Annotated in this window: 15 protein-coding genes and 1 pseudogene; 7 read left to right on the top strand and 9 right to left on the bottom strand. The window is 67.1% G+C overall.

Features of this window, described 5'->3' with window-relative positions; translation table 11 throughout:
- Positions 1-12 precede the first annotated feature (12 nt).
- The 3 genes from BDD18_RS19865 to creC all read left to right on the top strand — a co-directional run bounded on the left by BDD18_RS19865 (position 13) and on the right by creC (position 2,874).
- Positions 13-648 (top strand): MarC family protein, encoded by a 636-nt coding sequence (locus BDD18_RS19865; RefSeq protein WP_142085426.1) that lies wholly within the window; start codon positions 13-15, stop codon positions 646-648.
- 6 nt (positions 649-654) lie between these two features.
- Complete coding sequence (locus BDD18_RS19860) at positions 655-1,356, top strand: winged helix-turn-helix domain-containing protein (RefSeq protein ID WP_142085424.1); 702 nt, start codon at positions 655-657, stop codon at positions 1,354-1,356.
- 72 nt (positions 1,357-1,428) lie between these two features.
- Positions 1,429-2,874, top strand: a complete 1,446-nt coding sequence (gene creC / locus BDD18_RS19855; RefSeq protein ID WP_142085422.1) for a two-component system sensor histidine kinase CreC — start codon at positions 1,429-1,431, stop codon at positions 2,872-2,874.
- Between the two features lie 34 nt (positions 2,875-2,908).
- Here the strand turns inward: creC and BDD18_RS22190 are convergent, their stop codons facing one another.
- Positions 2,909-3,058: a hypothetical protein gene (locus BDD18_RS22190; protein WP_170207434.1), complete on the bottom strand. Its 150-nt coding sequence runs from the start codon at positions 3,056-3,058 to the stop codon at positions 2,909-2,911.
- 227 nt (positions 3,059-3,285) lie between these two features.
- On the opposite strand from BDD18_RS22190, the gene creD reads away from it, so the two are divergent.
- Entirely contained in the window at positions 3,286-4,794 is a 1,509-nt protein-coding gene (creD, locus tag BDD18_RS19850; RefSeq protein WP_142085420.1) for a cell envelope integrity protein CreD, read from the top strand.
- Positions 4,791-5,045 (top strand): hypothetical protein, encoded by a 255-nt coding sequence (locus BDD18_RS19845; RefSeq protein WP_244939167.1) that lies wholly within the window; start codon positions 4,791-4,793, stop codon positions 5,043-5,045. The genes creD and BDD18_RS19845 overlap by 4 nt, the downstream gene beginning before the upstream one ends.
- Before the next feature lie 81 nt (positions 5,046-5,126).
- Here the strand turns inward: BDD18_RS19845 and BDD18_RS19840 are convergent, their stop codons facing one another.
- From BDD18_RS19840 to BDD18_RS19830, 3 genes are all read right to left on the bottom strand, one after another.
- Positions 5,127-5,633, bottom strand: coding sequence for a hemerythrin domain-containing protein (locus BDD18_RS19840; protein WP_066691996.1), 507 nt, complete (start codon positions 5,631-5,633; stop codon positions 5,127-5,129).
- Positions 5,634-5,801: 168 nt separating this feature from the next.
- Positions 5,802-6,383, bottom strand: a complete 582-nt coding sequence (locus BDD18_RS19835; protein WP_142085418.1) for a hypothetical protein — start codon at positions 6,381-6,383, stop codon at positions 5,802-5,804.
- 72 nt (positions 6,384-6,455) lie between these two features.
- Positions 6,456-6,674, bottom strand: coding sequence for a CsbD family protein (locus BDD18_RS19830; RefSeq protein WP_044395415.1), 219 nt, complete (start codon positions 6,672-6,674; stop codon positions 6,456-6,458).
- Between the two features lie 517 nt (positions 6,675-7,191).
- Here BDD18_RS19830 and BDD18_RS19825 point away from each other — a divergent pair.
- Positions 7,192-7,652 (top strand): annotated as a pseudogene (locus BDD18_RS19825) (DUF1501 domain-containing protein); the annotation flags it as partial.
- A 36-nt stretch (positions 7,653-7,688) separates the two neighbouring features.
- Here the strand turns inward: BDD18_RS19825 and BDD18_RS19820 are convergent.
- The 4 genes from BDD18_RS19820 to BDD18_RS19805 are packed head-to-tail and all read right to left on the bottom strand — an operon-like array spanning position 7,689 to position 11,404.
- A complete protein-coding gene (locus BDD18_RS19820) occupies positions 7,689-8,366 on the bottom strand; it encodes an ABC-type transport auxiliary lipoprotein family protein (protein WP_142085696.1) in 678 nt (225 codons plus the stop codon).
- A 45-nt stretch (positions 8,367-8,411) separates the two neighbouring features.
- Positions 8,412-9,389, bottom strand: coding sequence for an MlaD family protein (locus BDD18_RS19815; protein ID WP_142085416.1), 978 nt, complete (start codon positions 9,387-9,389; stop codon positions 8,412-8,414).
- Complete coding sequence (locus BDD18_RS19810; RefSeq protein ID WP_142085414.1) at positions 9,389-10,267, bottom strand: ABC transporter ATP-binding protein; 879 nt, start codon at positions 10,265-10,267, stop codon at positions 9,389-9,391. Before BDD18_RS19810 ends, BDD18_RS19815 begins: the two co-directional genes overlap by 1 nt.
- A gap of 3 nt (positions 10,268-10,270) precedes the next feature.
- Positions 10,271-11,404 (bottom strand): MlaE family ABC transporter permease, encoded by a 1,134-nt coding sequence (locus BDD18_RS19805; RefSeq protein WP_142085412.1) that lies wholly within the window; start codon positions 11,402-11,404, stop codon positions 10,271-10,273.
- A 251-nt stretch (positions 11,405-11,655) separates the two neighbouring features.
- On the opposite strand from BDD18_RS19805, the gene BDD18_RS19800 reads away from it, so the two are divergent.
- Positions 11,656-13,335 carry a GMC family oxidoreductase gene (locus tag BDD18_RS19800; protein WP_142085410.1) on the top strand — a complete coding sequence of 560 codons (1,680 nt, stop codon included), beginning with the start codon at positions 11,656-11,658 and terminating at the stop codon, positions 13,333-13,335.
- A 105-nt stretch (positions 13,336-13,440) separates the two neighbouring features.
- On the opposite strand, the gene BDD18_RS19795 is transcribed toward BDD18_RS19800, so the two are convergent.
- A complete protein-coding gene (locus BDD18_RS19795) occupies positions 13,441-13,785 on the bottom strand; it encodes a hypothetical protein (RefSeq protein WP_142085407.1) in 345 nt (114 codons plus the stop codon).
- Between the last annotated feature and the right edge of the window lie 244 nt (positions 13,786-14,029).

The raw sequence follows: 14,029 nt of genomic DNA, 5'->3' as shown, positions 1-14,029 counted from the left end.
CGGAGACCGATGATGGATCTCAAACCGCTCATCACCCTGCTGGCCATCGTCAACCCGCTGGCCATCGTGCCGTTCTTCATCCACTACACCCAGGGCTTTTCGGCGGCGCAGCGGCGCAGCACCATCCGCACGGCGGCGTTTGCGTCGTTCTGCGTGATTGCGGCCTGTGCGCTGCTGGGGTTGCAGATTCTGGAGTTCTTCAACATCTCGCTGCAGAGCTTTCAGGTGGGCGGCGGCATGCTGCTGCTCATCAGCGCGATGAACATGCTCAACGCCCAGCCCGCCGAGGCTAAGCCCAGCACCAATGAATACGAAGAAGGCGCCGAAAAAGCCGCCGCAGGCAGCAGCATTGCGGTGGTGCCGCTCACCATTCCGCTGCTCACCGGCCCGGCCAGCATGTCCACCGTGGTGATTTATGCCGACCGCGCCCAGACCTTCTGGCAGCACGCCGCGCTGGTGGGCTACGGCGTGGTCATTGCCCTGGCCACGGCCGTGTGCTTCTCGCTGGCCGACCCCATCGCCCGCGTGCTGGGCAAGACCGGCATCAACGTGATGACGCGGCTGATGGGCCTGATCCTGGCCGCACTGGCGGTGGAGGTGATGACGGACGGGCTGGGCAAGATTTTCCCGGTCCTCATTGCGCGCTGATCGCCCATGTCCACCCGCCTGCTGCTGCTCGAAGACGACCCCGCCATCGCCCGCACCGTGGCCTATGCGCTGGAGCGCGACGGCCTGCAGGTGACGCACTGCCTGCTGGTGCAGGACGCACGCCAGCAAATGCAGCGCCACCCGTTTGACTTGCTGGTGCTGGACGTGGGCCTGCCCGATGGCAATGGACTGGACCTGCTGCGCGACGTGCGCCACGGGCAAGCCGCTGCGGCCCTGCGGCTGCGCCAGGCCACGCCGGTGCTGATGCTCAGCGCCCGGGGCGAGGAGCTGGACCGCGTGCTGGGCCTGGAGCTGGGCGCCGACGACTACCTGGCCAAGCCCTTCAGCCCGCGCGAGCTGGCCGCCCGCATCAAGGCCCTGCTGCGCCGCGCCGCCATGCCCGCGCCCGCCGCTGCGGCGCCCACGCCTTTTGTGGATGACGAAAGCGGCCAGCGCATCACGCTCCACGGCCAGGCCCTGCCGCTCACGCGCCGCGAATACCGTCTGCTGTCGCACCTGCTGCGCGGCGCAGGCCGCATCCACGCGCGCGACGCCCTGCTGGCCGCCGCTTGGGGCGACGACAGTGAAAGCACCGACCGCACGGTGGACACGCACATCAAAACCCTGCGCGCCAAGCTGCGCGAGGTGGATGCCGGGCGCGAGTACATCAGCACGCACCGGGGCATGGGCTACTGCCTTGATGTTTAATCCAAATCAGCCGCCAGCGCCTATTCAGCAAGCGCCAGCAGCTATCATTTTTGATTGAAGGGCTGCACCCCCATGCGCCTGGGCATCCGCCTGCTGTTCGCCTTCTTCCTCATCAACGGCATTGCCGCGTTCTTCGTGCTGCGCGTGTTCATGGCCGAGATCAAGCCCAGCGTGCGCGAGGTGATGGAAGACATGATGGTGGACACGGCCAACCTGCTGGCCGAGGTGGCCAGCGACGACCTGGCCAGCGGGCAGCTGGCGCGCGATGCCAGCCAAAGCCGCTTTGCCCAGCGGGTGCGGCACTACGCCACGCGGCCGATTGATGCGGGCATCTGGGGGTTTTCCAAACAGTCGCTCGACTTTCGCGTGTACGTGACCGACCACCAGGGCCGCGTGCTGTTCGATTCCGAAAACCAGGCCGTGGGCGCCGACTACTCGCAGTGGCGCGATGTGGCGCGCACGCTGCGCGGCGAGTACGGGGCCCGCTCCACCCGCGAGGTGGCGGGCGACGACACCAGTGGCGTAATGCATGTGGCCGCGCCCATCTACGTGGACCAGCGCATTGCCGGGGTGCTGACGGTGGCCAAGCCCACGCGCACGGTGCAGCGCTTTATCGACCGGGCCGAGCGCAAGGTGTTCATGGGCGGGCTGCTGCTGCTGGCCTTGTCGGCCGCCGTGGGCGTGGGCGTGACGCTGTGGATGGTGTGGAACGTGCGCCGCCTGCGCGACTACGCCCTGAGCGTGCAAGGCCCGGCCGACAGCGAACACGGCACCCTGCCCGCCCAGCCCCTGGCCGTGCCCCAGGTGCCCGGCGAACTGGGCGACCTGGCACGCGCCATGGACCGCATGCGCGTGCGGCTGGAAGGGCGCGACTACATCGAAGGCTATGTGCGCGCCCTCACGCACGAGCTCAAAAGCCCCGTGGCCGCCATTCGCGGCGCAGGCGAGTTGCTGCAGGACGAGCTGCCCGCCGCAGACCGCGCGGAATTTGCCACGCAGGTGGTTCAGCAAAGCGAACGCCTGCAGCGGCTGATTGACCGGCTGCTGGAGCTGAGCAAGCTGGAGCAGCGCCAGCACGCCGAGGGCAACGCCCCCGTGGCGCTGCACGACTGCGCCGCCGCCGCCATCGCCCACACGCAGGGCCGCGCGGCGCAGCGCGGGGTGGCCTTGGAAATATCGGGCCAGGGCCACAGCGGGCCGTGGGAGGCAGAACTGATCACCCTGGCGATTGGCAACCTGCTGGACAACGCAATTGACTTTGCACCCGCAGGCAGCACGGTGCGGGTGGAGCTGGAAGGGGCCACGGTGGCCGTGCAGGACGCAGGCCCCGGCGTGCCCGACTACGCGCTGCCGCGCCTGGGCGAGCGCTTCTTCACCACCGCGCGGCCGGGCGGTGAGCGCAGTGGCTCCGGCCTGGGGCTGGCGATTGTGCAGCGGGTGATGGTGCTGCACGGCGGGCAGATGCAGGTGCGCAACACGGCGCCGGGCCTGCGCGTCACGCTGAACCTGGGGCGCTGAGCGCCGCAGCTGCGCGCCCACTCAGGCGCTGGGCTCAAACGCCGTCTTGCGCGGCCAGGGCGAGGCACTCCTCGGTGCCCAGGCAGTCTTGCCCGGGCAGGTCGAGCCCCCATCGACGCTCGTCGAACAGGTCATCCAGCAGAGCGTCAAGCAAATGGGTCCAGCCGAACAGTTTGGAAAACATGGGGCGCCTTTGGCGTGGTTGGTTGCCAGCGAAGGCTATCGCGGCTGTATGACGGTTTGGCGTCAGCCACTGCCACGGCGGGCCGTAGGCCAACACCGCTGCACACAGCGCGTGCTGCCGTGGCCGAACCACGTGCTTTCACCACTTCACGCCCGCTTCACAAACTTCATGGGCACCTCACGCACGGGCCAAAAACTCGCTCCACATTCAACCCAAGGAGGAGTCTTTTGAAACACCCGCTGATCACCAAACTGGCCGCGCTGGGCGCCGTGTTCGTGCTGCTGCTCATCGGCCTGGCGCAGATTGAAGAGGTGGTGCGCGACCGCCAGCGCTACCGCACACTCACGGCCCAAAGCGTGGCCGACAGCCTGGCCGGCCCGCAAACGCTGATGGGCCCGATGATCCACAGCGCCTGCGTGGAAAGCTGGGATGCAGAGACCGGCAAGGGCGAGGAGCGCCGCACCACCGAGCAGCGGCGCGAATTTCTGCTCACCGCCATGCCCGAGCAGCTGCAGGTGCGATCCAGCGTGGGCATGGAAGAGCGCGCCCGGGGCCTGCACAAGGTCAACACCTTCAACCTCAAGACGCACCTCACCGCGCAGTGGGCCGGGCTGGCCAGCCTGCAGGCGCACAGCACCGTCAAAGGCTCGCGCCTGCAGTGCGGCGCGCCCATCGTGATGGTGGCGGTGGGCGATGCACGGGGGATTCGCACGGCGCAGGTGTCGCTGGGCGAACAGGCCCTGGCCCTCAAGCCCGGCACCTTCCACCCCACCTACAGCCGGGGGCTGCACGCGGTGCTGCCTGAAGGCGTGCGCGGCCAGGCCGAGCCCCTGACGCTGGCGCTGGACCTGGAATTGGTGGGCACCGAGCGCCTGTCCATCGTGCCCCTGGGCGGCAACACCGATGTGAAGATGACGGGCAGCTGGCCCCACCCCTCGTTCAACGGGCGGTTCCTGCCGTCAGAGCGCACCTGGGGGCCCGAGGGCTTCACGGCCCAGTGGCGCCTGTCATCGCTGGCCACCACGGCGCAGCAGGATGTGCAGGCCGGCCGCCGCATTTGCGCTGGCAGGTACGACGATGCGCCCACCGAATACGCCCCCACAGGCACCACACCGCGCGACTGCGCCGACAGCTTTGGCGTGGCCTTTGTGGACCCGGTGAACCCCTACACCCTGGCAGACCGCGCCACCAAATACGGTTTGCTTTTCATTGCCCTGACCTTTGTGGCCGTGGGTCTGTTTGAGCTGATGGGAAATGGCCCCCACGCTCCACCGCTGCGCGGGTCGCTGCCCCCCGAGGGGGCCGCTTTTTCGTCTTGGGGCGGCCCGGCGACAAAAAGGCTGCGCGTGCACCCGGTGCAGTACCTGCTGGTGGGCGCGGCGCTGTGCAGCTTCTTCCTGCTGCTGGTGAGCTTGTCCGAGCACCTGCCCTTTGGCTGGTCGTACCTGGCTGCGGCCACGGCCTGTGTGCTGCTGTTGGGCTACTACGCCAGCCACATGCTGGGCGGGCTGGCGCGGGGGCTGCCGCTGGGCTTGGGCATTGCACTGCTGTATGGCCTGCTGTACGTGCTGCTGCAGCTGGAGCAAACGGCGCTGGCCGTGGGCTCGGTGGCGCTGTTCCTGGTGCTGACGGCGGTGATGGTGCTGACCCGCAAGGTGAACTGGTATGGGCTGACGCCTGCACAGCGCAGCACGCCCCCGGCCATGCCCGCTGCCGCGCCCAAGGACGCGCCATGAACAAAGCCGCTAGCCTGGCCCCGCCCGCACCAGCCTGGGCGGGTCTGACGGAAACCGAGGCACAGCGGCTGGAGCGCCACCGCCAGCGGCTGCTGCACGCGCTGCAAGCCCAAGACCGGCGGGCGCTGCACACCGCCAAGCAGGCCTTGCTGCGCAGCGCTTACCGCCGCCCCGCCACGGCTCCCTTGCGGCGGGCGCTGCGCGATCTGTCGTGGTGGATGGCGGCCATGCTGCTGCCACTCAGGCGCTGAAAGCGCTTAGAGGTGTTTTAGGGCTGCAGCGCTTATCCAATAAGCGCCAGCAGCTATACCTTTGATAGCAACCAAAGAGCCTCAGGCGGCCTCAGCAGGCTCTTTTTCGGGGTGGTCTACGCAGCTGTGGGTGCTGCCGCAGCCCTGGATGAGTTCGGCGGGCAATGCATCGGGGGCGTGCACCACGCCGGTGGCGGGGTCAAAACCCACGCGGCGCAGGTGCAGGGCCAGCGAGGCGTCCATCATCTGCGCATGCTGGGGGAACCACTGGGCCAGCTCGCCCGTCATGATACGGATGGGCTGCAGGTCGCCCTGCTCGGCCCGCACGATGCCTTCGCGCATCACCTGCAGCACCACCTTGTGCTGCGTGGTGTGGCAGTTGCCGGAGGCAAAGCGGGTGGCCACCATCCAGGCGTCTTCCTGGCCGAAGTGGTGCTCGGTGTGGTCCACCAGTTCCTGCCAGCGTTGCACCACGGTGGCGTCGTCGGCCTGCTCCACCTGGGCCAGCAGATCCACGAATTCGCGGTGGGTGTCGTCCATCAGGGGCAAATCCAGCGCCAGCGCGTCAGACCATTCCAGTGCAGCCATTGTTCTTCCTCGTTGGTGACAAAAGGCGGCAGCTTAGGCAGAACACGGGCTGGGGTTTTGACGCACATCAGGGGGCCTGCCGTTGGCAGGCCCCCGTAACCATTTCACCCCGGTGGCTGGGGCGGGCAGGCAGCGCTGCGGCCACCTGCCCCACGGTCAGTGGCGCGTTCAGTTTTGGCCGTGCACGCGCTTGGCGTCGTCCACGCACTTGGACTTGACGTCACCGCTCAGGGCATCGCAGCGTTCCTTGGCGGCCTTGTAGTTGGCTTCGTTCTTTTCGGCGGCAGCGTCCTTGCGGGCCTCTGCCACGTCAGCCTGCTTGGCTGCAGTGTTGTCAGCGGGCTTGGCAGCGGCGCGGGCCACCTTGGCGTTTTCCTTGGCGCTCACATGGGCGGCCTTGGCATCCTTCACGCACACGTCCTTGGCGTTACCGCTCAGGTCATCGCACTTCTCCTTGGCGACTTCATAGTCGGCATCGGCCTTGGCTACGCGTGCCTTGTAAGCAGCCTTGTCGCTGGGCTTGTAGCGGGCGTCCAGCTCGGCCTTGGCCACCTTTTCAGCGCCCTTGGCTTCCTTCTGGCAGACATCCTTCGCGTTGCCCTGCAGGGCGTCACATTTTTGCTTGTTGGCCTTGTAGTCGGCAGAAATCTGGTCCTTTGCTGCCTTGTATTCGGCGGGCTCCATGGCCATGGCCGAGGTGGCCATCAACGTTGCAGCGGACAGGGCGATCAGTGTGCGTGTGAATTTCATGGTCTTCTCCTCAATATTCAATAGGTGTGGTGAACAAGGGCGGCAAGCGCGCAGCCCGAAGAACTGAACAGGTCAGTCGTTGAAACGGAAGGCTGGGTGGCGGGCTTGCCAGTCGCTGATCTGCTTTTCAGCCGCTTCGCGGGCCAGGCCCTGGCGTTCTTGCAGCTTGCCCAGCAGCTGTTCGCGGCGGCCGTCGATCACGTCGAAGTCATCGTCAGTGAGCTTGCCCCACTGCTCTTTCAGGTTGCCCTTGAATTGCTTCCAGTTGCCCTTGATGGTGTCTTCATTCATGGTTCGCATCCTCAATTCAACTCACCCCAGCCACCCACCCGAAATGCGTGAGATACATGCTGTGGCGATGGAGTCACTGTAGAAAACAAGCCGCGTGGCCGGCGTAGTCCGCGCAAGGCAGGCCCCGTCGGCTCTGGCCTACAGCGGTGCAGGACGCGAGCCCCCGGCTGTAGGCGCAGCGCGACAGTGAGGCACCTCTTTGCAACACAGGGGCCCGGGCAGCGCAGGGGAATGGGCGCGACCCTGTAACGACCGTATCGATTGCTCACAAATTGCGCCAAGAGAAGACGAAGGTGCTTCTTACACTTTCGAGCGCATTTCCACGGTTGCTCACAACATGACAAATACCCACGAGGAGCCTTTGCGCGCACTGGCGGCAAAGGAAGAGGAGGGGAGCGGACCCACGGCAGCGAGCGCTGCCGTGGGCACTGCATCCGGCACGCAACCCATCCCACCGCTGGCCCCCCTGGCAGCCGCGCTGGCCAGCACCGCATTGGCGGCCTGCGGAGGCGGATCGGGCGGGGCGGACCTGCACGACAACCTCGTCGCACAGCAGCCCAACCTGATGCGGCGCGTGAGCGAAGCCATGACCGCCTTCTACGACGCCACGGTGGAGCTGGGCGTGGCCGACAAGGTGACGGCGTTCACCGCATCCGACTTTGGCCGCACCCTCAGCTCCAACGGCGACGGATCAGACCACGGATGGGGCAGCCACCACTTCATGGTGGGCGGCGCCGTCAAAGGCCGGGCTTCTATGGCAAGGCGCCACCAGTGAGCATCACCAACACCGCCGACGCCAACGACCAATGGCACGTGGGCCAGGGCCGCCTGCTGCCCAGCACCTCGGTAGACCAGTACGCGGCCACCCTCGCCAAATGGTTCGGCGTGGCCAACACCGAGCTGGCGGGCGTGCTGCCCAACCTGAGCCACTTTGGCGGGGCGGACTACCCCACCGACCTGGGCTTCATGGCCGCCTGAACGCTGGGTGCGCCCAGCCCAGGCAAAGGGCGCCGCTTACTTCACGCCCTGCGCCACCCATTCATCAATCTCCACCGCCACCTGCCGCGCAGCGGCCGCCAGGGCGCGGGTGCCGCCCGCGGCGTCAGGGGTAGGCGCGGGCTTTTGCACGATAAACACGCGCTGGCCCAGCAGGGTTTCGCCCGCCGGGGTGGGGTCTACCAGGGTGGCGCGCAAGCGCAGCAGGCCGGTGCTTTCGGCAGGGCTGGTGAAGAGGTGGCTGAATTCTTCCAGCTCAATGCGCAGCACGGCGGGCAGTTTGCCGCCGCGTGCGGTGTCGCGCGCCTGGGCGGCGGCATCGGCGTCTTGCAGCACGGGGCGGCGCAGGCCCAGCTGGGCGCGCAGGGCTTGCTGCACCAGTTGCACGGGCGGCTGGGTCCAGCGGGCCAGGGTGTAGGGGCGCAGCTGTTGGGCGTCGGCGTAGTTCAGGCGGTACAGCACGGCGGTGCTGCTTTCTGACAGGCCCGTGGCCTCCACGTCGGCCAGGGCGATGGGCGGCAGGCTGGCGCGGCGGTCGGCGGCGGGCAGGCTGGTCAGCCCCGGGCCGAAGTCGTACGAGACAGGGCGGTTGGGCGGCGTTGGCAAGGCGCTGCAGCCCACCAGCAATACAAGGCAAAAAGTGGCTACAGCGCTTTTGCAGCAAGCGCTAGCAGCTATGTTTTCAATAGCATTCATGGCAGAACGTGCGAAGGGTGTGTGCATGGCGCGTGCCTTTGTCGGTCAGGGGTGGGCCAGGGGCGGGGCAAAGCCGGGCTCGCCCGGGCCGGGCGGCAGGCGGCCGCTGCCGTAGATGAAGAGTTGCGGGTTGTCGCTGACGGCGCTGGCGGCCAGGCCCATCTGGCGCACGGCGCGGCCGGTTTCGTCGGCGGCGCGGTTGATGCTGGGCAGCGTGGAACGGCTGAAGTTGTCGGCCGCTGCCGCCATCACCTGCGCGCCGTGGCTGAGCTGGTCGATGGCACCGCCTTCGGCGCTCAGGCGCTGGGTGGTGGTGCGGATGTCGTTGGCCATGGCCGTCACACTGATGCCCGCCTGCTGCAGCGATTTCAGCGTGTGGCGCGCATCCTCGGCCAGCGGCGGCAGCGCGGCCAGGGCGGGGTCCAGGCGGGTTTGCACCACGTTGTCTACGCGCTGCGTGAGGGTGTTGACGCTGCCCGCTGCCTGGGCGATTTGGCCCAGCGCCTGGGTCACGCGTTCCTGGTTTTCGTCGCCCAGCAGCTTGTTGATGCGGCGGGTGGCTTCCTCGACCTGGGCCAGGATGTTGGGGGCTTGCTCGGCAATGCGCCCAAAGGGCGAGGGCTTGAGCGTGAGGCGCGGCAGGCCGCTGGGGCCCGGGGGCAACTGGGGCAAGGGCTGGGTGGCGTCGTCCAGCAGCACATGCGCCAGGCCCGTGACACCCTGGTAGCCCAGGGTGGCAAAGGTGGTGGGGCTGACGGGGGCGTCATGGTTCACGGCGATACGGATGAGCACGTTGCCGCTGACCTGCGGATCAAACCCGATGCGCTGCACCTTGCCCACGGCCACGCCTTTGTAGCGCACGGCGGCCTGGGGCTGCAGCCCGCTGACTCCATCGCGGGTGGTGAGTTCGTACAGGTCGTAGTTGGCGTTGTCGCGGGTGAGCCAGATGGCCAGGCCGGCCAGCAAGGCGGCCACGAGGATGACAAAGGTGCCGGCGGCTAGGGCGTGTGATTTGTTTTCCATCAGTGGTCCTTGTGGGTCGCGGGTGCGGGCGCTGCGCCATTGGCGGTGCTGGATTGCAACGGCGCCATGGCGCGCTGGCCGCGTTCGCCCATGAAGAAGTGTTCGATGAACGGGTGCTTGAAATGCGCCACCTCGTGCGGTGGGCCGGTGACGATGACTTTTTTATCGGCCAGCACGGCCACGCGGGTGCTGAGCGCAAACAGGGTGTCCAGGTCGTGCGTGACCATGATGACGGTGAGCCCCAGGGCAGCGCGCAACTCGCGCACCAGGGCACAGAAGTCGTCGGAGCTGCTGGGGTCCAGCCCGGCAGTGGGCTCGTCGAGCAGCAGCAGGGGCGGGTCCATGATGAGGGCGCGGGCCAGGGCCACGCGCTTGACCATGCCGCCCGACAAGTCGGCGGGCATGCGGGTGGCGTGCTCGGGCTTGAGGCCCACCATCTGCAGCTTGACCAGGGCGGCGGCGCGCACCAGCTCTTCAGGCAGGGTGCCTTGCTCGCGCAGGGCAAAGGCCACGTTGTCAAGCACGTTGAAGGCCGAGAACAGCGCGCCGTGCTGGAACAGCATGCCCACGCGGCTGGCAGCGCCTTCGCGCCCCATTTCAGACGCCGGGCGACCCAGCACGGTGACGGTGCCGCGCGTGGGCTGGGCCAGCCCCAGAATCTGCCGCAGCAGCACGGTTTTGCCCGTGCCCGAGCCCCCCACGAGGGACAGCATTTCACCGCGCTGCACAACGAACTCCAGGTCCTGGTGCACGGCGAAGGCTTCGGTGCCTTTGCCAAACACCGTCCACAGCCCTTTGGCTTCGACGATGGGCGGCTCATGCGCCGCCACGGCGATGGCGTCGGGGGTGGCAAACAGGGGCGGGTGCGTGGTGGCCATGGCTCAGATCCCCACGTTGCGGAAGGCCACGGCAAAGACCGCATCCACGATGATGACCATGGTGATGGACGTGACCACCGAGGCCGTGGTGCCCTCGCCCAGGCTCTGGGTGTTGGGCTTGACGCGCAGGCCCCAGTGGCAGCCGATGAGGGCAATGAACGCCCCAAACACCACCGACTTGGCCACCGCCAGCCCGAGGTTGCCCACCTTCACTGCGGCGGGCAGGGCCTGCACAAAGTAGGAAGGCGAGATGCCCAGTGTGATGTCGGCCGCCAGCATGCCCCCGGCCAGCGCGGCCAGCGTGGTCCACACGCTGATGAGCGGCATGGCCAGCGCCAGCGCCAGCGTGCGCGGCATCACCAGCCGAAAACCGTGCGGAATGCCCATGACGCGCATGGCGTCCAGCTCTTCGGTCACGCGCATCACACCAATCTGCGCAGTGATGGACGAGCCCGAGCGCCCCGCCACCAAAATGGCCGCCAGCATGGGCCCCAACTCGCGAATGAGCGAGATGCCCAGGATGTTGACGATGAATGATTCGGCCCCGAACTGGCGCAGCTGCAGGCTCATCAGATAGGCCAGCACCACGCCAATCAAAAAGCCCACCAGCGCGGTGATGGGCAGGGCCGTGGCACCCATGCGGTAGAGGTGGCCCGACACATCGCGCCACGGGCCGCGCCGGGGGTTGCGCGCCAGGCGCAGCAAATCCAGCACCAGCTGGCCCACCATCTGCACGATATGGCGGGCGTGGTCCAGCCCGTGCAGCACCAGCGCACCCAGGCGGTCCACCTCGTCAAACAGGCGCCAGGGCGCAGGTGCGGGCGGATTGGTGATGGTGAGCTCTGCCACGCGCTCCAGCAGGGTGCGCTGCACGTCCGTCAACTCAAGGCGCGCGGGCCAGGCGTGGCCCCAGTGGTTCCACAGCAGCTGGGCGCCCACATGGTCCAGCCACTGCAGGCTGCGCAAATCCCACCCCAAAGTGGCGGCGGGGGCGTTGTCTTGCAGCTGGCGGCGCAGCAGCTTCCACTGCGCCCGCGTGCCCAGTTCGGCCGCGCCCCAGCGCCCTTGCGGCTGCGCGCACGGCCCATCGGGCGTGTCGGTGCGGACGATGCGGGGGGCAACGCTGTCAATGGTCATGGTGAGGGCGGTGCGGGCCGCCGGGCGGGCAATGAGGGTGAACGACAGAGTCAAGCATGGTAGCGGAGCCGCGTGAAGCGCTTGGCACATTCTTCCAGCGGGCAGATGTAATTTTTATCAAAACACCCTCCAGCGCTTATTAAACAAGCGCAATCAGCTATTTATTTGATAGCAACAAGCATTTACCCCATCGACAGACGGTGGGCGCTCAGCACAATGGGGCGGGTTACCAATCCGTTTTCGACCCATCCATGAGCGACACCCAGTTTGACTACATCATCATTGGCGGCGGCACTGCAGGCGCGTTGCTCTGCAACCGCCTGAGCGCCAGTGGCCGCTACCGCGTGCTGCTGTTGGAAGCGGGGCGAAAAGACGACTACCACTGGATCCACATCCCTGTGGGCTACCTGTACTGCATTGGCAACCCCCGCACCGACTGGCTTTACCACACCGAGCCCGACGCAGGCCTGAACGGCCGCACCCTGCGCTACCCGCGCGGCAAGACGCTGGGCGGCTGCAGCAGCATTAACGGCATGATCTACATGCGCGGCCAGTCGCGCGACTACGACCAGTGGGCCCAGCTGACGGGCGATGACAGCTGGCGCTGGGACAACGTGCTGCCCCACTTCCGTCGCCACGAAGACCACTGGCGGCTGGACCAGCCCGAGGGCGTCAATGAAAACTTCAAACGCCTGCACGGCAACAAAGCCACCGGCAGCACCGGCGAATGGCGCGTGGAAAAGCAGCGCCTGCGCTGGGATGTGCTGGACGCCTTTGCGCAAGCCGCCCAGGAAGCCGGCATTGCCGCCACCGACGACTTCAACCGGGGCACCAACGAGGGCGTGGGTTACTTTGAGGTGAACCAGAAAAGCGGCTGGCGCTGGAACACGGCCAAGGCCTTCCTGCGCCCCACCTGCTATGGGCGGCCCAACTTTGAAATGTGGACCAGCGCGCAGGCGGCGCAGCTCATCATTGAAACCCAGCCCGATGGCAGCCGCCGCTGCACCGGTGTGAAGGTGTGGGACGGCCACGAGATGGTGACCGCCCACGCCGCCCGCGAGGTGGTGCTGAGCGCAGGCGCCGTGAACTCGCCGCAGCTGCTGCAGCTCTCGGGCATCGGGCCCGCAGCGCTGCTGCGCCAGCATGGCATTGACGTGGTGCAAGATTTGCCCGGCGTGGGTGCCAATTTGCAAGACCATTTGCAGATCCGCTCGGTCTACAAGGTGCAGGGTGTGCCCACACTCAACACCATGGCCAACTCGCTGGTGGGCAAGGCCAAGATCGGGCTCGAATACGTGCTCAAACGCAGCGGCCCCATGAGCATGGCACCGTCGCAACTGGGCGCCTTCACGCGCAGCAGCGACGAGCATGTGTACCCCAACATCCAGTACCACGTGCAGCCCTTGTCGCTGGATGCGTTTGGCGAGCCGCTGCACAGCTTCCCGGCCTTCACGGCCAGCGTGTGCAACCTCAACCCCACCAGCCGGGGCACAGTGCAGATCAAGAACGCCGACTTCCGCACTGCGCCCGCCATTACCCCCAACTACCTGAGCACCCCCGAAGACCGCAAGGTGGCCGCCGACAGCCTGCGCGTCACCCGCCGCATCGTGGCCCAGCCCGCGCTGGCCAAGTACCAGCCTGAAGAATGGAAGCCCGGCACCCAGTACCAGACGGACGAAGACCTGGCGCGGCTGGCGGGCGACATCGCCACCACCATCTTCCACCCCGTGGGCACCACCAAAATGGGGCACGACCAGGACCCCATGGCGGTGCTGGACAGTCAGATGCGTGTGCGCGGCATCCAAGGCCTGCGCGTGGTGGATGCAGGGGCCATGCCCACCATCACCAGCGGCAACACCAACTCGCCCACGCTGATGATGGCCGAGCGGGCCGCGCAGTGGATGGTGGAGGCGCAACGTGCGGGCGGCTGACACAGCCTCGCGCACTCGTCAGTCCAAACGCATACACAAGGCGATGGGCAATGCGCCATGGCAGGGCAGCCTGCCCACGGCGGGGCGGCTCAGCCCCGCGCCAGATCAGCGAATGCCACCCACATAACGCCGCGCCTGCGAATGCCCCGTGGCCGCAGTGTGCGCCGACGGTGCGGCAGCCCGCTCTGCTGCACGGGCGGCCTCGGCCTCGCGGGCACTGCGGCGCAACTCGGCCGCCAAGGTGTCTTGCATGCAGTGATCCAGGCGGTCGGCCCACTCGATCAGTTCAGGGGCCTGGTCCAACACGGCGCGTTCGCGGGCAAAGCGGGCGATCTCGCGGGCATAGCTGCCGTTGCTGGCCATCCATTCGGTGTCTGTCACGCGGCCCGTCTTGCGCCGCAGCAGCACATGCAGGTGCGCGGCGATGGCGAGTTTCTCGCTGTGGTTCATCTGTTGCTACCTCCGTTGCTTTCGGGGGGTTGCACAAGGCGTGCCAGCGCTACGCCCCGTTTGGTGCACTGCACCATCCCTCGGGAAACTCCCAATGCACCACGCAAGTGCAGGGGTTACAGTGCAACCACTCACGGGGCTCCAAGGCGTCCCAGATGAGGGGATCGAGGAGACAACCCTTAAACCAACTACCAAGATAAGCACCCAACGAGGTGCGCAAAGTTTTCGAAGCGCTGGCGATCCC

Origin of the sequence: Acidovorax temperans (genome assembly GCF_006716905.1) — a bacterium.
GTDB lineage: Bacteria > Pseudomonadota > Gammaproteobacteria > Burkholderiales > Burkholderiaceae_C > Acidovorax > Acidovorax temperans.
This window is presented reverse-complemented; position numbering and strand designations above follow the sequence as displayed.